General features: G+C 66.7%; 19 protein-coding genes. 11 read left to right on the top strand and 8 right to left on the bottom strand.

Annotated features, from left to right (window positions below; genetic code table 11):
- Window positions 1-193 precede the first annotated feature (193 nt).
- Both F3H87_RS10810 and argF read left to right on the top strand, forming a co-directional pair.
- Window positions 194-1,369 carry an aspartate aminotransferase family protein gene (locus F3H87_RS10810; protein WP_149788734.1) on the top strand — a complete coding sequence of 392 codons (1,176 nt, stop codon included), beginning with the start codon at window positions 194-196 and terminating at the stop codon, window positions 1,367-1,369.
- Window positions 1,370-1,463: 94 nt separating this feature from the next.
- A complete protein-coding gene (gene argF, locus F3H87_RS10815; RefSeq protein ID WP_149788733.1) occupies window positions 1,464-2,390 on the top strand; it encodes an ornithine carbamoyltransferase in 927 nt (308 codons plus the stop codon).
- 48 nt (window positions 2,391-2,438) lie between these two features.
- Here the strand turns inward: argF and F3H87_RS10820 are convergent, their stop codons facing one another.
- Window positions 2,439-4,388 carry an AsmA family protein gene (locus F3H87_RS10820; RefSeq protein ID WP_149788732.1) on the bottom strand — a complete coding sequence of 650 codons (1,950 nt, stop codon included), beginning with the start codon at window positions 4,386-4,388 and terminating at the stop codon, window positions 2,439-2,441.
- A gap of 320 nt (window positions 4,389-4,708) precedes the next feature.
- Between F3H87_RS10820 and F3H87_RS10825 the strand changes: the two genes are divergently transcribed.
- Window positions 4,709-5,077 carry a hypothetical protein gene (locus F3H87_RS10825; RefSeq protein WP_149788731.1) on the top strand — a complete coding sequence of 123 codons (369 nt, stop codon included), beginning with the start codon at window positions 4,709-4,711 and terminating at the stop codon, window positions 5,075-5,077.
- A 21-nt stretch (window positions 5,078-5,098) separates the two neighbouring features.
- On the opposite strand, the gene F3H87_RS10830 is transcribed toward F3H87_RS10825, so the two are convergent.
- A complete protein-coding gene (locus tag F3H87_RS10830; protein WP_149788730.1) occupies window positions 5,099-6,583 on the bottom strand; it encodes an inorganic phosphate transporter in 1,485 nt (494 codons plus the stop codon).
- A gap of 92 nt (window positions 6,584-6,675) precedes the next feature.
- Window positions 6,676-7,134, bottom strand: coding sequence for an NUDIX hydrolase (locus tag F3H87_RS10835; protein ID WP_149788729.1), 459 nt, complete (start codon window positions 7,132-7,134; stop codon window positions 6,676-6,678).
- Between the two features lie 130 nt (window positions 7,135-7,264).
- Here F3H87_RS10835 and rimO point away from each other — a divergent pair, with 130 nt between their 5' ends.
- Window positions 7,265-8,632 carry a 30S ribosomal protein S12 methylthiotransferase RimO gene (gene rimO, locus F3H87_RS10840; protein ID WP_149788728.1) on the top strand — a complete coding sequence of 456 codons (1,368 nt, stop codon included), beginning with the start codon at window positions 7,265-7,267 and terminating at the stop codon, window positions 8,630-8,632.
- A 16-nt stretch (window positions 8,633-8,648) separates the two neighbouring features.
- On the opposite strand, the gene F3H87_RS10845 is transcribed toward rimO, so the two are convergent.
- Entirely contained in the window at window positions 8,649-9,092 is a 444-nt protein-coding gene (locus F3H87_RS10845; protein ID WP_149788727.1) for a hypothetical protein, read from the bottom strand.
- Between the two features lie 86 nt (window positions 9,093-9,178).
- Entirely contained in the window at window positions 9,179-9,463 is a 285-nt protein-coding gene (locus F3H87_RS10850) for an acylphosphatase (protein ID WP_149788726.1), read from the bottom strand.
- Window positions 9,464-9,586: 123 nt separating this feature from the next.
- Here F3H87_RS10850 and F3H87_RS10855 point away from each other — a divergent pair, with 123 nt between their 5' ends.
- Window positions 9,587-9,829: a CDGSH iron-sulfur domain-containing protein gene (locus tag F3H87_RS10855; protein WP_149788725.1), complete on the top strand. Its 243-nt coding sequence runs from the start codon at window positions 9,587-9,589 to the stop codon at window positions 9,827-9,829.
- Window positions 9,826-10,134: a divalent-cation tolerance protein CutA gene (gene cutA, locus F3H87_RS10860; protein ID WP_149788724.1), complete on the top strand. Its 309-nt coding sequence runs from the start codon at window positions 9,826-9,828 to the stop codon at window positions 10,132-10,134. Before F3H87_RS10855 ends, cutA begins: the two co-directional genes overlap by 4 nt.
- Here the strand turns inward: cutA and F3H87_RS10865 are convergent, their stop codons facing one another.
- Window positions 10,135-10,581 (bottom strand): L,D-transpeptidase, encoded by a 447-nt coding sequence (locus F3H87_RS10865; protein ID WP_149788723.1) that lies wholly within the window; start codon window positions 10,579-10,581, stop codon window positions 10,135-10,137.
- Between the two features lie 10 nt (window positions 10,582-10,591).
- On the opposite strand from F3H87_RS10865, the gene lepA reads away from it, so the two are divergent.
- Together lepA and F3H87_RS10875 are read left to right on the top strand one after the other, a co-directional pair.
- The gene (lepA, locus tag F3H87_RS10870) at window positions 10,592-12,391 is read left to right on the top strand and encodes a translation elongation factor 4 (RefSeq protein ID WP_149788722.1); all 1,800 of its coding nucleotides are present in this window, start codon (window positions 10,592-10,594) and stop codon (window positions 12,389-12,391) included.
- Window positions 12,392-12,572: 181 nt separating this feature from the next.
- Window positions 12,573-12,827 (top strand): hypothetical protein, encoded by a 255-nt coding sequence (locus tag F3H87_RS10875; protein WP_149788721.1) that lies wholly within the window; start codon window positions 12,573-12,575, stop codon window positions 12,825-12,827.
- A gap of 147 nt (window positions 12,828-12,974) precedes the next feature.
- Here F3H87_RS10875 and hspQ read toward each other — a convergent pair whose 3' ends face one another.
- Window positions 12,975-13,301, bottom strand: coding sequence for a heat shock protein HspQ (hspQ, locus tag F3H87_RS10880; RefSeq protein WP_149788720.1), 327 nt, complete (start codon window positions 13,299-13,301; stop codon window positions 12,975-12,977).
- Window positions 13,302-13,380: 79 nt separating this feature from the next.
- On the opposite strand from hspQ, the gene F3H87_RS10885 reads away from it, so the two are divergent.
- Window positions 13,381-14,262 (top strand): AEC family transporter, encoded by an 882-nt coding sequence (locus F3H87_RS10885; RefSeq protein ID WP_149788719.1) that lies wholly within the window; start codon window positions 13,381-13,383, stop codon window positions 14,260-14,262.
- Window positions 14,263-14,351: 89 nt separating this feature from the next.
- Window positions 14,352-14,942, top strand: a complete 591-nt coding sequence (locus F3H87_RS10890) for a transglycosylase SLT domain-containing protein (protein ID WP_149788718.1) — start codon at window positions 14,352-14,354, stop codon at window positions 14,940-14,942.
- A gap of 13 nt (window positions 14,943-14,955) precedes the next feature.
- Here the strand turns inward: F3H87_RS10890 and F3H87_RS10895 are convergent, their stop codons facing one another.
- The gene (locus tag F3H87_RS10895; protein WP_149788970.1) at window positions 14,956-17,850 is read right to left on the bottom strand and encodes an error-prone DNA polymerase; all 2,895 of its coding nucleotides are present in this window, start codon (window positions 17,848-17,850) and stop codon (window positions 14,956-14,958) included.
- Window positions 17,851-17,976: 126 nt separating this feature from the next.
- On the opposite strand from F3H87_RS10895, the gene F3H87_RS10900 reads away from it, so the two are divergent.
- On the top strand, window positions 17,977-18,858 hold the full coding sequence (locus F3H87_RS10900) for an inositol monophosphatase family protein (protein ID WP_149788717.1): 882 nt from the start codon (window positions 17,977-17,979) through the stop codon (window positions 18,856-18,858).
- Window positions 18,859-18,883 lie beyond the last annotated feature (25 nt).

Consider the following 18,883-nt stretch of genomic DNA (forward strand, 5'->3'; position numbering starts at 1 on the left):
CGCGCAAAACCCCCTAATCGCATGTCCCATGACAACGCTGGCCCATATCCCCGCCATCCGACGCCGACGCCCCCGCGCCTGACGTCCGTTTTTCGTTGTCACCAGCGCAGGATTGCGCAAACTCCCGAAAACCTTGACGAAGCCCGTGCCGTAAGGCACTCAGATGGCTTCTTTTTCACGAAGGATGATCGCCATGATCCCCAGTATTCTGCCGACCTATTCCCGGGCCCCGCTTGAGTTCGTCAAGGGCGAGGGCAGCTGGCTGCTGACGGCGGACGGGCGACGTTTCCTCGATCTCGGCGCCGGCATCGCGGTCAACGCCCTGGGCCATGCCCATCCCGCGTTGGTCAGGGCGCTGACCGACCAGGCCGAAAACCTGTGGCATGTCTCGAACCTCTACCGGATTCCGCAACAGCAGGCGCTGGCCGACCGGCTGGTGGAACACACCTTCGCCGACACCGTGTTCTTTACCAATTCCGGCACCGAGGCCTGCGAACTGGCGGTCAAGATGGTGCGCAAGTACTGGTATGAAAAGGGCGATCCCGACCGGATCGAGATCATCACCTTCGACGGGTCCTTCCATGGCCGCTCGACCGCGGCCATCGCCGCGTCGGGCGCGGAAAAGATGGTCAAGGGGTTCGGCCCGCTGATGCCCGGATTCACCCACCTGCCCTGGGGCGATCCCGATGCGCTGCGCGCCGCCGTGACCGACCGCACCGCCGCGATCCTGATCGAGCCGGTGCAGGGCGAAGGCGGCATTCGCGTGCTGCCCGACCAGGATCTGAAGGCGCTGCGCGATCTCTGCGACGAAACCGGCGCGCTGCTGGTGCTGGACGAGGTGCAATGCGGCATGGGCCGCACCGGCAGGCTTTTTGCCCATGAATGGGCGGGCATCACACCCGACATCATGATGGTGGCCAAGGGCATCGGCGGTGGCTTTCCGCTGGGCGCGGTGCTGGCGACCGAGAACGCCGCCGGCGGCATGACCGTGGGCACCCATGGATCGACCTATGGCGGCAACCCGCTGGGCTGCGCGGTGGGCTGCGCGGTGATGGATCACGTGGCCGACCCCGACTTCCTGGCCCATGTGAACCGCGTCGCCGGTCAGCTTCGCCAGGGGCTCGAAGGGCTGGTCGCCGCCCACCCCGAGGTCTTCGAAGAGGTGCGCGGCAGCGGCCTGATGCTGGGCATCAGATGCAAGGCGCCCAATGCCGATGTGGTCAGGGCCGGCTATGACAACGCGGTGATCACCGTGCCCGCCGCCGATAACGTGATCCGCCTGCTGCCGCCCCTTACCCTGTCCGCCGACGAGGTGGGCGAGGCGCTGGCCCGTCTCGAAAAGGCCGCCATACAGGTCACCGCGGCCTGATCTTCATCTTGCCGGAAATACTCGGGGGTGAATTGGCCCCATGGGCCAAGAGGGGGCAACGCCCCCTGCGCCCCCCAAAAGGAAACGAAACGACATGAGCCACTTTCTCGACATCAACAAGACCGATCCCACCGCGCTGCGCGCCATGATCGACACGGCCCGCGCCATGAAGGACTCGCGCAACGGCCGTCCCAAGGGCAGCCCCGATGACGAGCAGCCGCTGGCCGGGCACATGGTGGCGCTGATCTTCGAAAAGCCCTCGACCCGGACGCGCGTCAGCTTCGACGTGGGCGTGCGCCAGATGGGCGGCGAAACCATGGTGCTGTCGGGCGCCGACATGCAGCTCGGCCACGGCGAAACCATCGCCGACACCGCCCGCGTGCTGTCGCGCTATGTCGACATGATCATGATCCGCACCTTCGAGGAACAGACCCTGCTGGAGATGGCCGAACATGCCGACGTGCCGGTGATCAACGGGCTGACCAACCGCAGCCATCCCTGCCAGATCATGGCCGATATCCTGACATTCGAGGAACATCGCGGCCCGATCGCCGGCAAGAAGGTGGTGTGGTCCGGCGACGGCAACAACGTCTTCGCCAGCTTCGCCCATGCCGCGGGGCAGTTCGGGTTCGACCTGACCTTTACCGGCCCGCCGCCGCTCGACCCCGAGATGGTGTTCGTCGAAGAGGCGCGCGCCAGGGGCGTGAATGTCGATATCGTGCGCGATCCGGTCGAGGCCGTGACCGGTGCCGACCTGGTGGTGACCGATACATGGGTGTCGATGCACGATCCGCAATCGGCCCGCGAACGCCGCCACAACCAGCTGCGCCCCTATCAGGTCAACGCCGGGCTGATGGCGCACGCAAAGCCCGACGCGCTGTTCATGCACTGCCTGCCCGCCCACCGCGACGACGAGGCGACCTCCGAGGTGATGGACGGCCCGCATTCGGTGATCTTCGACGAGGCGGAAAACCGGCTGCACGCGCAAAAGGCCATCATGCGCTGGTGCCTGGGCGTCTGACCCGCGCGCCTGCCGGGCCCTCCGGGGTCCGGCGGGCGGCCTGCGCGCTTACTCGAACAGCTTGCCGAAGCCTTTTTTCAGCTCGTCCTTCAGCTTGTCCTCGACCCGGTCCTTGACCGCATCCTCGACGCTCTGTCCCTCGTTCTTCTGAACGCCCAGCTTGTCGGTCACCTTGTCCTCGACCTTCTGGCGCACTTCCTGTTCCTTGGCGTCGATCTCTTCCTGGAAATTCTGCTTGATCGCCCGCTCCAGGTCTATGCTGATCTTCGGGTCGGCCCAGGGCCCACGCACCCGCACCGGCACCGACAGGCCGCGCCCGTCGCGCGCGGTCAGGGAAATCGGCGTCACGGTATAGTCGATGCTCTGCCCGCCCAAATCGACCTGCCCCGCGCCGGTCGCCCTGGCAAAGGGCAGCGCCATCGACAGGTCGTTGTTGCGCAGCACGCCGCCCGCGATCGTGAAGGTGGCGCTCGTCGCGTCGAAAACGGTGGTGCCGCCGGTGGTCATGTCGCCGCGCATCAGCCGGTCTAGGTCGATCCCGTCGATCACCCCGCGCCCGGTGGAAAACCCGCCATCGCCGCTGAGCGAGCGCATGATCGCGTCCAGCGAATTGCCCACGCCCAGGAACTCGACCCGCGCCTGCCCCGTGGCCTGGAACCGCGAGATGCCCGCCGCCGCCGTCAGCAGCGCCTTCATGTCGACGCCGCTGGCCTGCAGGCGCCCGCCCACCGACAGGCCCGCGCGGTTGTTCATCACGAAATCGCCCGCGATCTGCCCGCCATAGGCGGCCATCCGGCGGATATCGAACACCGCGCGCGAGCGGTCATTGGTGGCCACCACCTGCGTTTCGCCAAGCTGGAACTGGCCGAGGTTCACCGATTGCGCCGCCAGCGACAGCTCGGCATCGAAGGCGGCCAGCCCGCTGGCGTCGATCCGCGCCTTGGACCAGCCGCCGCCGGGTTTCGGCGCCCCGCCGCCCCCGCCGGAACCGCCGTCCGAGGCCGACAGTGCGCTCAGATCCAGCGCGCCCGCCGACAATTGCCCGGTCACGCGCGGCACATCGGTCATCGCCACCGCCACCGCCCCCGCCAGCCGGTTGCTGTCGAGCGTCAGTGCAAGATCGTCCAGCGCCGCGCGCGTGCCGTTGAAATCGAGCGCGCCCTCCAGCGAAACCGCACGGCCCAGCCCGCGCGGGATATCCACGCCCCCCACGCCCAGCGCCGCCAGCGCCGCGCCGGTGTCGGGCAGATCGGCGCTCAGCCGGCCCTGCGCGAACAGGCCCGGCCCGCCGCGCCCGTCGAACCGCACGGTGCCGCCCGCCAGCCGCGCCTGCGCCACCATCGGCTGCGCCGCGCCTTCGAACAGCCCGGCAAAATTCTGCACCGTCGCCGTCACCTCGACCGGGCTGCCGCCGGGTTGCAGGGTCAGGATGAAATCCGCCGCCCCCGCCGCATCGGGCCAGCGCATGTCGAACCCCACGCCGTCGTAGATGCTGGTTGCGCCGGTGGCGCGGTCGGTATAGCTGACCGTGGCGTTGGTGATCAGCGCCCGGTCCAGCGTCAGCGACAGCGGGTTCGGCGCGCCCTCGGACACGCCCGAGGGGCTGACGCCCTCAACCCCCACCTGCCAGTTGACCCGGCCATCGGCGGCGGTTTCCAGCCGGATCACCGGGTTCTCGGCCTCAAGCCCGGTGATGCGGATGCTGCCGCCGATCAGCGCGGCCATATCCACGCCAACCTTCAGGCTGTCGGCCTCCATCATCGGGCCGCCCTGCGCCCATTCGGCATTGGCGATCGCCATCTTCCCGGTCGAAACCCCCAGCACCGGCCAGAAACTGACCTGCGTGTCGCCCGAAAGGGTGACCGCGCGGCCGGTCTGCGCCTCGATCTGGTCCGCCGCGATCCGCGCGATGCGGTCGCCCGGCAGCAACAGCAGCGACACGACGGCCACCACCGCCATGACGAGGAAGAACCCGACGATACGAAACAGCCAGCGCATGACACACCCCCAACCTGGATTTGCCCGCAGGATAGCAGCCTGTCGCGCCGCCGCAATGCGGCGCGGGCGTCGCTTGCCGGGGGATTTGCGTTTTCTGCCCTTTCGCGGCCGCTTCGTCCCCTGCCGTCTGGGCCGGGATTTGCAACAGAAGCCATCGCCCGGGCGGGGTGCATTCTTCTGACGGCGGCAAGCCCGGTGGCATCATAAGGCAGGCGAAAGTGACAGGAGGCCGCCCATCCTGTAGGATGCGCGCCACGTCCCCGGTATTTTGTCGCCGGGGAATGCCTGTTCGAAACCACGATGATTTCAGGGGATTCAACATGAAACAGATGATTTTTAGCATTGTCGTTTTTTCCGCCGGTATCGGCCTTGCCGGTGCCGCCAATGCGCAGAACTGGGAAAGGGTGACCTCACGCGATGCCTTTGTCGCCATGCTGAAAGGCAAGACGCTGGTCTGGGGCGGCAACTCGGCCAGGATCAACGCCGACGGCTCGACCACGGGCAAGCTGGAAAAGGGTGGCCGCTACCAGGGCAACTGGGTCTGGGACAAGGGCAGATACTGCCGCAATCTCGTGTTCGGGAAGGAACCCACCGGCACCTTCTGCGCCGAGGTCGACGCGGCCGGAAACCAGATGCGGATGCGCAACCAGACCCAGCGCGCAAACGTCACGGTCATGACCATCAGGTGACACGCGTTTGCGCGCGTGGCCTCAGACCACCAGCGCGTTGAGCACCAGGAAGATCACCGCCGACATCGCCGCCGCCGCCGGCACGGTGATGACCCAGGCCGCCACGATGGTCATGAAATGGCTGCGCCGCACCAGCTTGCGGCGGCGGCGTTCCTCGGGGGCCAGCCGCTTGGCGGCGGGGCGCTGGCCGTTGCCGTTGCGCAACCGGCGCTCGGCGTGCCATTCGCGGAAGAACCCGACACCGAACACGCCGCCCACCGCGATATGGGTGGAGCTGACCGGCAGGCCCAGCCAGCTGGCCACGATCACGGTGACCGCCGCGCTCAGCGCGACGCAATAGGCGCGCATCGGGTTCAGCTTGGTGATCTGGCTGCCCACCATGCGGATCAGTTTCGGCCCGAACAGGAACAGCCCGAACGAGATGCCGAAGGCGCCGATGATCATCACCCATTGCGGGATCTCGACCTGCGCCTGCACATCGCCGAACTCGGCCGCGTGCACGATGGCGGCCAGCGGCCCCACCGCGTTGGCCACGTCGTTGGCGCCGTGCGCGAAGCTCAGCAACCCGGCGGAAAACACCAGCGGCAGGCCGAACAGCGCCTTCAGCGACTTGTTGCGGTTCTCCATCCCCTCGGACTGGCGGCGCACCAGCGGCGCGGTGACGACATAGGTCACCGCCCCGATCCCCAGCCCGACCAGCAGCGCGGTGCCCAGGTCGATGCTGACGATCCGTTTCAGCCCCTTCATCGCCAGGTAGGTGGCAAAGACACCCGCCATGATGCCCACCAGCACCGGCACCCAGACCCGCGCGGCGGCGATCTTGTCCTCGACATAGATGATCCGGGCCTTGATGAAGGCCAGAACCCCCGCCGCGATGGCCCCGCCCAGCACCGGCGAGATCACCCAGCTGGCCGCGATCGCGCCCATCGTGGGCCAGTTCACCGCCGACATGCCCGCCGCCGCGATGCCCGCGCCCATGACGCCGCCCACCACCGAATGCGTGGTCGACACCGGCGCGCCGACCCATGTGGCAAGGTTGACCCACAGCGCCGAGGAAATCAGCGCCGCCATCATCGCCCAGATGAAGACGCGGGTTTCCGCCACCCCGGCGGGGTCTATGATCCCCTTCGAGATGGTCGAAACCACGTCGCCGCCGGCCAGAAGCGCGCCGGCGCTTTCGCACAGCGCCGCGATGACGATGGCGCCGCCCATGGTCAGCGCGTTGGCGCCCACCGCCGGGCCCATGTTGTTGGCCACGTCGTTGGCGCCGATATTGATCGCCATGTAGGCGCCGAACACCGCCGCGGCCACCACCACCAGGTTCACCGGCGTCGTGCCGAAGAACACCGCCGCCACCAGCCCCGCCACCACGATGAAGGCCAGCGCGATACCCGGCGCGACCAGCGGCCGGGCGACATAGGCCGTGGCATATTCCACGTGAGCGATGCGGTTGAGATCCTTGTCGAGCGTCTTCCAGCTCTGGCCGTTCTGCGACGGTTCGGTCATTCGGCGCCCCCGGGCGAGTCAGTCTCGCGCTCTGCCCTACGCGCGCGAACGGCGCGGATCAACCGCGCCGTTACAAAAACTTCGCAAACCTGTTACATTTGCCGCAGCAGAGTCTTCAGGCTGTCCTCGTCGACCAGCTCGGCCGCCTCCTGCGGGGAGACCCAGCGCCGCCGGCGCTCGTCCGCCTCGGGGTAGGTATCGGCCAGCTTGTCGACATCGACGCGATAGACCTTCACATCGACCGGCACCGGCACCCCGCCCTCAAGCCGCTTGTCGTATTCGTAACTGCCCACGGGCTTGCGGCGGATACGCGCCTTTTTCACCCCCGCCTCTTCCCACGCTTCCTGAAGCGCGGCATCGGGCGCGGTCAGCCCGTCGATGGGCCAGCCCTTGGGCAGAATCCAGCGCCCGGTATCGCGCGAGGTGATCAGCAGCACCTTCGCGCCCTTGTCGCCTTCCCTGCAACACAGCGCCGCCACCTGCAAACGGCGGGGACGGGAAATCATCGGCTGGACCACCTCGGCCCAGGCTTTCTTGAACGCACTGGTCATAATGTAAACCTGCTCGGGTTTTTATAGTATCTCATATGTATATACGTCATTGTAACGAAATTGCAAAAATTTCCTTGAACCGCGCGCGGTTTCCCTTTTCCGGGCGCGGCTGCGCGCGTATATCGCGCCCATGCAGAATCCGCCCGACCTCCGCCCCGATCTTGCCCGCGCCCGCGTATCGGAAACCCGCCACGAGGGCCAGCCGACGATCGGCATGGTCAGCCTGGGCTGTCCCAAGGCGCTGGTCGACAGCGAACGCATCCTGACCCGCCTGCGCGCCGAGGGCTACGGGATCAGCCCCGATTATGCCGGCGCCGACGCGGTGATCGTGAACACCTGCGGTTTCCTCGACAGCGCCAAGGCGGAATCGCTCGACGCCATCGGCGAGGCGCTGGCCGAGAACGGCCGCGTCATCGTCACCGGCTGCCTTGGGGCCGAGCCCGACTATATCACCGGCGCGCATCCCAAGGTTCTGGCCGTCACCGGCCCGCACCAATACGAACAGGTGCTCGATGCCGTGCACACCGCCGTGCCGCCCGCGCCCGACCCGTTCATCGACCTGCTGCCCGCCTCGGGCGTCAGCCTGACCCCGCGCCATTACAGCTATCTCAAGATTTCCGAGGGCTGCAATCACAAGTGCCGCTTCTGCATCATCCCCGACATGCGCGGCCGCCTTGCCAGCCGCCCCGCCCACGCCATCCTGCGCGAGGCGGAAAAGCTGGTCGATAACGGCGTAAAGGAACTGCTGGTCATCAGCCAGGATACATCGGCCTACGGCGTCGATATCCGACACGCCGAGGATCGTGGCCACCGCGCCCATATCACCGACCTTGCCCGCGACCTCGGATCGCTCGGGGCCTGGGTGCGGCTGCATTACATCTACCCCTACCCCCATGTGCGCGAGCTGATCCCGCTGATGGCTGACGGTCTGGTGCTGCCCTATCTCGACGTGCCGTTCCAGCACGCCCACCCCGATACGCTGAAACGCATGGCGCGGCCCGCCCATGCCGAGAAGACGCTTGACCGGATCGCGGAATGGCGCGGCATCTGCCCCGACATCACCCTGCGCTCGACCTTCATCGTGGGCTATCCCGGCGAGACCGAGGCCGAGTTCCAGACCCTGCTCGACTGGCTGGACGAGGCGCAGCTGGATCGCGTCGGCTGCTTTCAGTACGAAAATGTCGAGGGCGCGCGCTCGAACGCGCTGCCCGATCACGTCGCGCCCGAGCTGAAACAGGAGCGGTGGGACCGTTTCATGGAAAAGGCGCAGGCGATTTCCGAGGCCAAGCTGGCCGCGAAAGTGGGCCGGGTGATGGAGGCGATCGTCGACGATATCGACGCCGACGGCATCGCCACCTGCCGCACAAAATCCGACGCGCCGGAAATCGACGGCAACCTCTTCATCGACGACGGCACCGAGGGGCTGGCCGTGGGCGATATCGTCACGGTCGAGGTGGACGAGGCCGGGGAGTACGATTTGTGGGGAAGGCGGGTCTGAACATCACGCCCCCCCGTCACCACGGGCGATAGACCGACACCGCGACCAGCGGGCAGATCAGGCCGATGGCGATGCTCCAGAACAGGTGCGTCGGCACATAGGTCGCACCGAAGGTCAGCATCGCGAACTTGCCCTTCTCGTTGTTGTATTTCGCACGGTTCGCCTCGAATATCGCTTTCACGGGCCTGGGCTGCGTGACCGCCCCGGACAGGTAATCCTCGTAATTTCGGAAATGGTAGTTATAGGCGATGCTGGAGCGCAGCGAGGCCATGAAGGAAAAGAAACCCAGCGCCAGCAGGAAGACGAAGAACTCCAGCTTCAGGTCGCTGATCTTGTCGTAGACGGTGAACGAAAACCCCACCACCGCCACGTTCAGCGCCGCGATCTTGTCGCGCAGCCCGGTGTAATAGAGCGCCAGCCGCAGCTCGCCGTCCACGAATGCCTGGTCCGTCTCGCCCATACCGCCCGATCCCGCGCAACCTGCCCCCGTCGTGGCAATGATTGGCCGGACCGGCCGCGATGATCAAGCCCCGCAAGGCCCCGAAATCACCGGACGATCCTGAACCCGTCGCCCGCCTCCGCCGGCACGGCCACCTCATGCGTGGCCACATCCGCCACCGCCGCCGCACCGGGGCCGCCCCAAAGCCGGGCGATCATCTCGTCCACGCGGGCTTTCGGCCCGACGAACAGCGCCGAAACCGACCCGTCGCCGTTGTTGGTCACCCAGCCGCGCAGGTCCAGCTTGTCCGCCTGCGCCTGTGTCCACGCGCGAAAGGCCACGCCCTGCACCCGCCCGCGCACCCGCGCCTCGATCGCAATGGGCCGTGTCATGTGCTTTCCTCCCCCGGCTGCCGGGCCATTGTGCCACGAACGGCCCGCCATTGACACACCCTGCCCCTTGACGCCCGCGCCACATCCGCCAACATCGCAAGGCCAGCCAGGGAAGGAGCCCGCATGACGAACACGCCCGACACCCCGCAAAAAGCCCCCTACCCGGTCGAGGTCGAGGAGGGGAAAAGCTATTTCTGGTGCGCCTGCGGCAGATCCGGCAACCAGCCCTTTTGCGACGGCAGCCACAAGGGCACCGGGTTCACCCCGGTGAAATACACCGCCGACGCGTCGAAAAGGCTGTTCTTCTGCGGCTGCAAGCACTCGGGCAAGGCCCCGCTCTGCGACGGCACGCATTCCCGGCTATGATCCATCTCTGCACCACCTGCCCCGATCTCGACAGCGCCCGCGACATCGCCAGCGCCGCGCTGCAGGCCCGGCTGGCCGCCTGCGCCAACATCACCGAGGGCGTGCTGAGCCTGTTTTACTGGCAGGACGCCATCGAAGAGGAACCCGAGGTGCACCTGCTGCTGAAAACCCGCGCCGCCCATATCGCCGCGCTGGCGCAGCTCGTGGCCGAGGAACACCCCTACGACCTGCCGGTGATCACCTGGGAAGAGGTCGGAACCACCCCCGAGGCCACCGCCTGGCTGGAGCGTGAAACCGGCGGCTGATCATTCGCGCACCACGATCCGCGTCTCGCTCATCCCCACCGCCTGCACCGCGCCGAACAGGATTTCGGCGTTTTCCGGCGCCAGCCGGATGCACCCGGCCGAGGCCGGCGCGCCCAGCCGGTCCACCTGCGTCGTGCCGTGGATCGCGTAATTGCCCAGGAAAAAGATCGACCAGGGCATCGGCGCGTTGTCGTAGAGCGAGGAATAATGCATCCGTTTCAACAGGTAAGGCGTGTAGGTGCCGACCGGCGTGCACTTGCCCGCCCGCGCGGTCGAGACCGGCCAGACATGGGTGACGACGCCGCCTTCGGCGACTTCCATCCGCTGGTCGGACAAATCCACCGACACCACCAGCGCCTGCGCCTGCGCGCCCGCGCCCCACAGCGCCAGAACCGCCGCGATCGCCCAATCACGCACCACCTTGACCGCCCTCCGATTCCACCGCATATCCCCTTTCATGACAGACCTCGCGCATATCCGAAACTTCTCCATCGTCGCCCATATCGACCACGGGAAATCCACCCTGGCCGACCGGCTGATCCAGGAAACCAACACCGTGTCGGCCCGCGACATGAAAGAGCAGTTGCTCGACGCGATGGATATCGAACGCGAACGCGGCATCACGATCAAGGCCAATACCGTCCGTATCGAGTATACCGCCGACAATGGCGAGCATTACGTGCTGAACCTGATCGACACCCCCGGCCATGTCGATTTCGCCTATGAGGTCAGCCGCTCGATGCGCGCAGTCGAAGGTTCGCTGCTGGTCGTCGACAGCACCCAAGGGGTCGAGGCGCAGACGCTGGCCAATGTCTATCAGGCCATCGACGCCGACCACGAGATCGTGCCGGTGCTGAACAAGATCGACCTGCCCGCCAGCGATTGCGACCGCGTGGCCGAACAGATCGAGGACGTGATCGGCATCGACGCCTCGGACGCGATCCGCGTCAGCGCCAAGTCCGGCATCGGCATCCACGAGGTGCTTGAGGCGATCGTGCACCGCCTGCCCGCCCCCACCGGCGATGCGAACGCGCCGCTCAAGGCGATGCTGGTCGACAGCTGGTACGATCCCTATCTGGGCGTGGTCGTGCTGGTGCGGATCATGGACGGCAAGCTGCGCAAGGGCGACCAGATCAAGATGATGCAGACCGGCGCGCGCTATGGCGTCGACCGCATCGGCGTCTTCCGCCCCGTCATGCAGAACGTGGACGAGCTTGGCCCCGGCGAAATCGGGTTCATCACCGCGTCGATCAAGCAGGTGCGCGACACCCGCGTGGGCGACACCATCACGCATGAGAAAAAGGGCGCCGACAAACCGCTGCCGGGCTTCAAACCCTCGGTCCCGGTGGTGTTCTGCGGCCTCTTCCCCGTCGATTCCGCCGAGTTCGAGGATCTGCGCGACGCGATCGAGAAACTGGCGCTCAACGACGCCTCGTTCAGCTACGAGATGGAAACCTCGGCCGCGCTCGGCTTTGGCTTTCGCTGCGGTTTCCTGGGGCTGCTGCATCTCGAGGTGATCCGCGACCGGATCGAACGCGAATACGATATCGATCTGATCACCACCGCGCCCTCGGTGATCTATCACATCTACATGAAGGACGGCAGCTTCGTCGAGCTGCACAACCCCGCCGACATGCCCGACCCGTCCAAGATCGACCATATCGAGGAACCGCGCATCAAGGCCACGATCCTGGTGCCCGACGAATTCCTCGGCGATGTGCTGAAGCTCTGCCAGGACCGCCGCGGCATCCAGCAGGACCTGACCTATGCCGGCAGCCGCGCGATGGTGGTCTATGACCTGCCGCTCAATGAAGTTGTGTTCGACTTCTACGACCGGCTGAAATCGGTGACGAAAGGTTACGCCAGCTTCGATTACCAGCTCACAGGCTATCGCGCCGACAACCTGGTCAAGATGCAGATCCTGGTGAACGACGAGCCGGTGGACGCGCTGTCTACCATGGTGCACCGCGACCGCGCCGAGATGCGCGGCCGGGCGATGTGCGAAAAGCTGAAAGACCTGATCCCGCGCCACATGTTCAAGATCCCGATCCAGGCCGCCATCGGCGGCAAGGTCATCGCGCGCGAAACGCTTGCCGCGCTGCGCAAGGACGTGACCGCCAAGTGTTACGGCGGCGACGTGACCCGCAAGAAGAAGCTGCTGGAAAAGCAGAAGGCCGGGAAAAAGAAGATGCGCCAGTTCGGCAAGGTGGACATCCCGCAAGAGGCGTTCATCTCGGCGCTGAAGATGGATAACTAAACGCCAGCCATTTTCCGGGGGCATCGGGGCAATGACAAACCGGCATTCCCCATCCTTTCCCCACAAAGGTTTAAAACGGGTAAACCCCGCCTCACCCATGCGTGAGCATCCTTCACCCCTGCTTGAGATCGCTTTGACCGCGCCGGATCGTGCTTATCTTATGGGCGGAAGGAGGCCCGATATGGATCGCCTGAAATACGTTCTCATCCTGTCCGGCGTGTTCCCGACACTGTCCGGCGGGTTCCTTATCATCGTATTCAGCCTGGGATATTACACGTGGCCCGCGATCATCGCGGCCGTGGCGCTGGGGACGGTGCTGACGCTGCCGGCGGCGCATCTCATCTCGCGCAAGATCAAGCGTGAGGACCCGAATTTCAATCACCGGCGCGAGCCCGAGGGCGGGTTCTTTCCCGACCCGAACGCCCGCGAGGTCTGAGGCAACGCGCGCGCGCGCCCCGCAGACGGATCAGGACCGCGCGGTTCTTCCCCCGAACCGCGCGGTTTTCGTCCTGCGCGGCCGGTCGGACCTTTTGCATTAACCTTTCATGAAGAACCGCGCGCTATCGTGCCCTGACCGCGCGGATCAGTTCAGCTGGAAATGCAGCGGGTACTGCCCGTCGTGATACGGCCCGAACAGATCGGCGATATCGGGGTGGTCCACCGGCTCGCCCGAGGTGTCGGGCAGCAGGTTCTGCTCGGACACGTAGGCGATGTAATAGCTCGTCTCGTTCTCGGCGAGCAGGTGGTAATAGGGCTGGTCCTTGGACGGGCGCAGTTCCTCGGGGATGGCCTGATACCATTCCTCGGTATTGTTGAACCGCGGATCGACGTCGAAGACGACACCGCGGAACGGATGGCGCTTGTGCCGCACCACCTGCCCGAGATTGTATTTGGCCCAACTCTTCAACATCGGGATTGCAGCCCTTCTTTCGCTCCGCTACAGCACCACAACTTGCGCCTTTTCCCCAAGGATTTCAAGGAAACACTCCGTGAACCTCGCCTTCACAGTGCTGGAGATCACCGCGCCGGTTTTCATCCTGGCGATGATCGGTTTCGCATGGGTGCGGCTGGGCTTTGATTACGACGTCACCTTTGTCACCCGGCTGGCGACGACGCTGGCGGTGCCCTGCCTGATCTTCACCGCCCTGATGAAGACCGAGATCGACCCGCAGGCGCTGACCGCGCTGTCGCTGGCCACGGTCGCGGCCTATGGCGCGGTGACCGTCCTTTCCTGGGCGCTGGTGGCCGGGCTGGGCCTGTCGCGGCGCACCTACCTGGCGCCGCTGATCTTTGGCAACACCGGGAATGTCGGCCTGCCGCTTGCACTTTTCGCCTTTGGAAGCACGGGGTTAAGCTATGCCGTGGTGGTGTTCGCCATCATGGCGGTCTGGTCCTTCACCCTTGGGATATGGCTGGTCGCGGGACGCGGTTCGCTGAACAGGGTGCTGCGCGAGCCGCTGGTGGCCGCCAGTTTGCTGGGCGGCCTGTTCCTCTGGCAGGGATGGCAGACACCGCCGGCGCTGACCAGCGCGCTGGAGCTGATCGGGCAGATGGCGATCCCGCTGATGCTGATCACGCTGGGCGTGGCGGTGGCGCGGCTGACGACGCGGCGGATCGGGCTGGCGCTGGGGCTGAGCGTGGCCAAGCTGGTGCTGTGCGCCGGCATCGCCTGGGCGGTGGGGCGGTGGTTCGCGCTCGATCCGGTGGCCTTTGGCGTGCTGGTCTTGCAACTGGGCACGCCGGTGGCCGTCACCTCGTACCTTCTGGCCGAGAAATACGGCGCCGACGCGCAGGCGGTGGCGGGGCTCGTGATGGTCTCGACCCTGTTGTCGGTGATCGCGGTGCCGGCGATGCTGGCGCTGCTGCTCTGAGCGGCGGCATGTCGCTGCAATTGTGATTTCCTACGGCCGCTTTTTCCGTTAAACTGCCTAAAAAACCAATAAACCGAGGCGAGAGGCAGATGAGCAGAACTCTTCGCGCGCTGGTATTGCTGATGGTGCTGGCCTCCTGCGGGGGCGGCGATTTTTCGGCACCGCGCAATATGGACAACGCGTGTTCGATCCTGGCACAGCGGCCGAAATACGGGCGTGCCTTTGTCGAAACCCAACGCAAATGGGGCGTGCCGGTCGCGGTGCAGATGGCCACGATCTACCAGGAAAGCAAATTCATCGGCAACGCGCGCACCCCCTTCCGCTATACGCTGGGCGTGATCCCGATGGGCCGGCAAAGTTCGGCCTATGGCTATGCGCAGGCGCTGGACGGCACATGGGACGATTACCGCAGCGCCACCGGGCGCCGGGGCGCGAAACGCGACCGCATCCACGATGCGACGGATTTCATGGGCTGGTACATGAACAAGTCGCGCGAACGCAACGGCATCTCGCTGGGCGATGCGCGCAACCAGTACCTTGCCTATCACGAGGGGCATACCGGGTTCAGCCGCGGCAGTTACCAGGCGAAAAGCTGGCTGATGCGGATCGCGGGCGAGGTCGGCGACCGCGCGCTTATCTACGACGCGCAGCTGGCGACCTGCCCGCGGCGGTTGCGGTAAACGGCGCGCAGGATCAGCCGGGGTCCGGCGGGGTCAGCAGCGGGCGCAGCAGCGCCAGCGGATGCGTCCGCAGCGACAGCCGGGTGGCCACGTAATCCTCGACCACCTCTTCGCCCAGCGTCATCGCGGGCAGGCGGGCGGGCGGCTCGTCGATCGCTTCGCCGTCCATATCGCGCTCGAACAGCGGCAGCGGTTCGGCCGTGCGGATCGCGCTGGCCTGCCACAAGGCCTCGCGCCGCGACAGGCCCAGCACGGCGAACACATCCGCCTCGGCCAGCCGGGTCAGCGTGGCCGGGCTGAGACCCGCGCGCCGCCACACGTCCTGGACCGAGCGATAGCCATTGCCGCGCGCGCCCGTCAGCCATGCGGCCTCGTCCCCGGTCAGGCCCCTGATCTGGCGAAACCCCAGCCGCAGCGCCAGCCCGCCCTGCCCGTCGGGCTCCATCACGTTGTCCCAGAAACTGCGGTCGATGCAGACCGGGCGCACCACGACCCCGTGTTCGCGCGCGTCGCGCACGATCTGGGCCGGGGCATAGAACCCCATCGGCTGCGAGTTGAGCAGCGCGCAGGCAAAGATGCCGGGATGGTGGCACTTGATCCAGGCCGAGGCATAGACCAGCAGCGCGAAGGAGGCGGCGTGGCTTTCGGGAAAGCCGTAGCTGCCGAAGCCCTCGATCTGGGAAAAGCAGCGGTCGGCGAAATCCTCGTCATAGCCGTTGGCGCGCATCCCCCGCATGAACCGCGCGCGGAACTCGGACACGTTGCCGTGTTTCTTGAAGGTGGCCAGCGACCGGCGCAGGCGGTCGGCTTCTTCGGGGGTGAAACCGGCGCCGACGATGGCGATCTGCATCGCCTGTTCCTGGAACAGCGGCACGCCCAGCGTCTTGCCCAGCACCGCGCCCAGCTCGTCCGAGGGGAAGGTGACCTTTTCCTCGCCGTTGCGGCGGCGGATATAGGGATGCACCATGTCGCCCTGGATCGGGCCGGGGCGGATGATCGCCACCTCGATCACCAGGTCGTAAAAGTTCTTCGGGCGCATCCGCGGCAGGAAATTCATCTGCGCGCGGCTTTCCACCTGGAACACGCCGATGCAATCGGCCCGGCCCAGCATTGTGTAGACGCGGCGATCTTCGGGCGGCAGGGTGGCAAGGCTGTATCGGGTGCCGTGATGCGCCGCGATCAGGTCGAACGCCTTGCGGATGCAGGTCAGCATCCCCAGGCTGAGCACATCGACCTTGAGGATGCCCAGCGTGTCGATATCGTCCTTGTCCCAGCAGATGACGGTGCGATCCTCCATGGTGGCGTTCTCGATCGGCACCAGCTCGTCCAGCCGCCCCTCGGTCATGATGAAACCGCCGACATGCTGCGACAGGTGGCGGGGAAAACCGATGATCTGCCGGATCAGGCGCATGGTGCGCGCCAGGTGCGGATCGGCGGGATCGAGGCCTATTTCGTGCATCCGCGCCGGCTCGGTCCCGTGGATCGAGAAAGACCCCCAAAGCTGCGAGGACAGCGCCGCGATCGTGTCCTGCGCCAGCCCCATTGCCTTTCCCACCTCGCGGATGGCGCGCTTGCCGCGGTAATGGATCACGGTGGCGCACAGCCCCGCCCGGTGGCGGCCATAGCGGTCATAGATCCACTGGATCACCTCTTCGCGGCGTTCGTGTTCGAAATCCACGTCGATATCGGGCGGCTCGTCGCGCACCTCGGACACGAAGCGTTCGAACACCATCGTGCCGATCTCGGGGCTGACCGAGGTGACGCCAAGGCAGTAGCAGACCACCGAGTTCGCCGCCGACCCCCGCCCCTGGCACAGGATGCCGCGCGACCGGGCAAAGGCCACGACATCGTGCACGGTCAGGAAATAGGGCTCGTATTTCAGCCGGGCGATCAGCGTCAGTTCGTGTTCCAACAGCGCGCGCACCTTGTCGGACGCGCCATGGGGATAGCGCCAGCGCAGCCCCGCCTCGGCCAGACGCCGCAGCCGCGCGGCAGGGGTTTCGCCGCTGGCCACCTCGGACGGGTATTCATAGCGCAGCTCGTCCAGCGAGAAGGCCAGCCGCGCCGCCAGCGCCCCCGCCGCATCGACCGCGTGGCCGTGCCCGGCAAAGATGCGGCGCATCTCGGCCCCCGATCGCAGGCGCTGTTCGCCATTGGCCAGCGCGGCGCGGCCCAGCTGATCGACCCGGCGGCCGGTGCGGATCGCCGTCAGAACGTCGGCCATCTGCCGGCGCGCGCCGTGATGCATCAGCGGCAGGGCCGAGGCGACCGTGCCCAGCCCCAGCCGCCGCGCCAGCGCCGCCTGCGCGTCCAGCCGCGCGCCGTCCTGCCCGTCGTAGCGGGGATGCATCAGCAGGTGCATCTGCCCGCCCAGCCGGCGCACCAGCGGTTCGGCCAGGCGCAGCCACGCCCCGGTGTCGCGCGGGGATGGCAGCGCCGGCGGCGGGTGCAGCAGCAGTTCCAGCCCCTCGGCGCGGTCCCACAGATCGCCGGACCGCAGCAGGCAATCGCCCTTGGGCGCGCGCAGGCGACCGGTGGTCAGCAGACGGCACAGGCTGGCCCAGCCCCGCCGGTCGCGCGGCAGTGCGGTCAGGCGCAGCCCGTCGTCGAAGACCAGCGTGGCCGCCGGGATCAGGCGCGGGGCGTGCAGGTCGGGCGTCTGCGCGGGGTGGCCGGGCCGGCCGGGGCCGATCACGCCATTGGCGGCCTCTTCGGCGCGGCGTTCGGCCAGTTGCCGGGCCAGGTCGCGCGCGCGGGCATGGGCGCGCACGATCCCCGCGACGCTGTTTTCATCGGCCACCGCCAGCGCGGGCTGGCCCAGCATCATGGCGCGCATCATCAGCTCCTCGGGGTGCGAGGCCCCGGTGAGGAAGGTGAAATTCGACGTGGCGCACAGCTCGGCATACATGGCAGGAAACAAGAATATTCACCTTTTGTTCCCAATGCGAGTCCCGATTTGCCGCGCCCCGCCCGCGTTGCATCCGCGCGCCCCGGCTGGCAATCAGGCCATGTCCAGCAGCAGAGCGATTCCCCGATGTCCCAAGACCTGCCCGCCATCGTCACCGGCCCGCTGAGCCCCGCCCAGCAGACCAGCCTGATCAACATCGTCCGCCGCGCCGCGCGCACCGAGATCCTGCCGCGCTTTCGCGGGCTGAGCACGGGCCAGATCGCCACCAAGAGCGGCCCCCACGACCTTGTGACCGAGGCCGACACCGCCGCCGAGGCGATGATCGCACGCGGGCTGGCGCGGATGTTCCCCGGTGCCACGATCATCGGAGAAGAGGCCGCCGCCACCGACCCCTCGCTGCGGGGCAAGGCGGCCGAGGCCGAGCTGGCCTTTATCATCGACCCCGTCGACGGCACCTGGAATTTCGCGCACGGGCTGGGCGCGTTCGGGGTGATCCTGGCGGCCACGCGCTATGGCAGGCCGGTTTTCGGGCTGATCTACGACCCGCTGGCCGACGATTACGTGATCGCGGACGAATCCGGCCCCGCCCGCCATGTCACCGCAACGGGGCGGGACACACGCCTGACCATGTCGGGCGGCGGGCCGGTGGCGCAGCTCGATGGCTATGTCCACATCAACCACATGGCGAAACCGGCGCAAAGGCTGCTGGCCCCGCTGCTTCCCGAATTCGCCCGCACCGGCGCGCTGCGCTGCTCGGCCCATGAATACCGCATGGCGGCGCTGGGACATACGGATTTCATCCTGTCGGGCACGCTGAACCCGTGGGACCACGCGGCGGGCGTCCTGATCTGCCAGCGCGCGGGCGGCGTGGCGAAAATGCTGGACGGGGCGGATTACACCATCGCGCGCGAAGAGGGATACCTGCTGAGCGCCGCGAACGAGGCGACGTGGGATGCCGTGGCCAGGGTGCTGGCCCCGCTGCAGGAAGCAGCACCCGCGGCAGGCTGAGCGACGCGTATTTGCGGAACGACGA

Origin of the sequence: Lutimaribacter pacificus (assembly GCF_900142185.1) — a bacterium.
GTDB lineage: Bacteria > Pseudomonadota > Alphaproteobacteria > Rhodobacterales > Rhodobacteraceae > Lutimaribacter > Lutimaribacter pacificus.

Excerpts from the sequence above, each read along its gene's own strand:
- F3H87_RS10855 (WP_149788725.1), top strand. The coding sequence starts at position 9,587 with ATGACGAACACGCCCGACACCCCGCAAAAAGCCCCCTACCCGGTCGAG.
- argF (WP_149788733.1), top strand. The coding sequence starts at position 1,464 with ATGAGCCACTTTCTCGACATCAACAAGACCGATCCCACCGCGCTGCGC.
- F3H87_RS10835 (WP_149788729.1), bottom strand. The coding sequence starts at position 7,134 with ATGACCAGTGCGTTCAAGAAAGCCTGGGCCGAGGTGGTCCAGCCGATG.
- F3H87_RS10825 (WP_149788731.1), top strand. The coding sequence starts at position 4,709 with ATGAAACAGATGATTTTTAGCATTGTCGTTTTTTCCGCCGGTATCGGC.
- F3H87_RS10900 (WP_149788717.1), top strand. The coding sequence starts at position 17,977 with ATGTCCCAAGACCTGCCCGCCATCGTCACCGGCCCGCTGAGCCCCGCC.
- F3H87_RS10850 (WP_149788726.1), bottom strand. The coding sequence starts at position 9,463 with ATGACACGGCCCATTGCGATCGAGGCGCGGGTGCGCGGGCGGGTGCAG.
- lepA (WP_149788722.1), top strand. The coding sequence starts at position 10,592 with ATGACAGACCTCGCGCATATCCGAAACTTCTCCATCGTCGCCCATATC.
- F3H87_RS10845 (WP_149788727.1), bottom strand. The coding sequence starts at position 9,092 with ATGGGCGAGACGGACCAGGCATTCGTGGACGGCGAGCTGCGGCTGGCG.
- cutA (WP_149788724.1), top strand. The coding sequence starts at position 9,826 with ATGATCCATCTCTGCACCACCTGCCCCGATCTCGACAGCGCCCGCGAC.
- F3H87_RS10820 (WP_149788732.1), bottom strand. The coding sequence starts at position 4,388 with ATGCGCTGGCTGTTTCGTATCGTCGGGTTCTTCCTCGTCATGGCGGTG.
- F3H87_RS10810 (WP_149788734.1), top strand. The coding sequence starts at position 194 with ATGATCCCCAGTATTCTGCCGACCTATTCCCGGGCCCCGCTTGAGTTC.
- F3H87_RS10865 (WP_149788723.1), bottom strand. The coding sequence starts at position 10,581 with ATGCGGTGGAATCGGAGGGCGGTCAAGGTGGTGCGTGATTGGGCGATC.
- hspQ (WP_149788720.1), bottom strand. The coding sequence starts at position 13,301 with ATGTTGAAGAGTTGGGCCAAATACAATCTCGGGCAGGTGGTGCGGCAC.
- F3H87_RS10830 (WP_149788730.1), bottom strand. The coding sequence starts at position 6,583 with ATGACCGAACCGTCGCAGAACGGCCAGAGCTGGAAGACGCTCGACAAG.
- rimO (WP_149788728.1), top strand. The coding sequence starts at position 7,265 with ATGCAGAATCCGCCCGACCTCCGCCCCGATCTTGCCCGCGCCCGCGTA.
- F3H87_RS10895 (WP_149788970.1), bottom strand. The coding sequence starts at position 17,850 with ATGTATGCCGAGCTGTGCGCCACGTCGAATTTCACCTTCCTCACCGGG.
- F3H87_RS10890 (WP_149788718.1), top strand. The coding sequence starts at position 14,352 with ATGAGCAGAACTCTTCGCGCGCTGGTATTGCTGATGGTGCTGGCCTCC.
- F3H87_RS10875 (WP_149788721.1), top strand. The coding sequence starts at position 12,573 with ATGGATCGCCTGAAATACGTTCTCATCCTGTCCGGCGTGTTCCCGACA.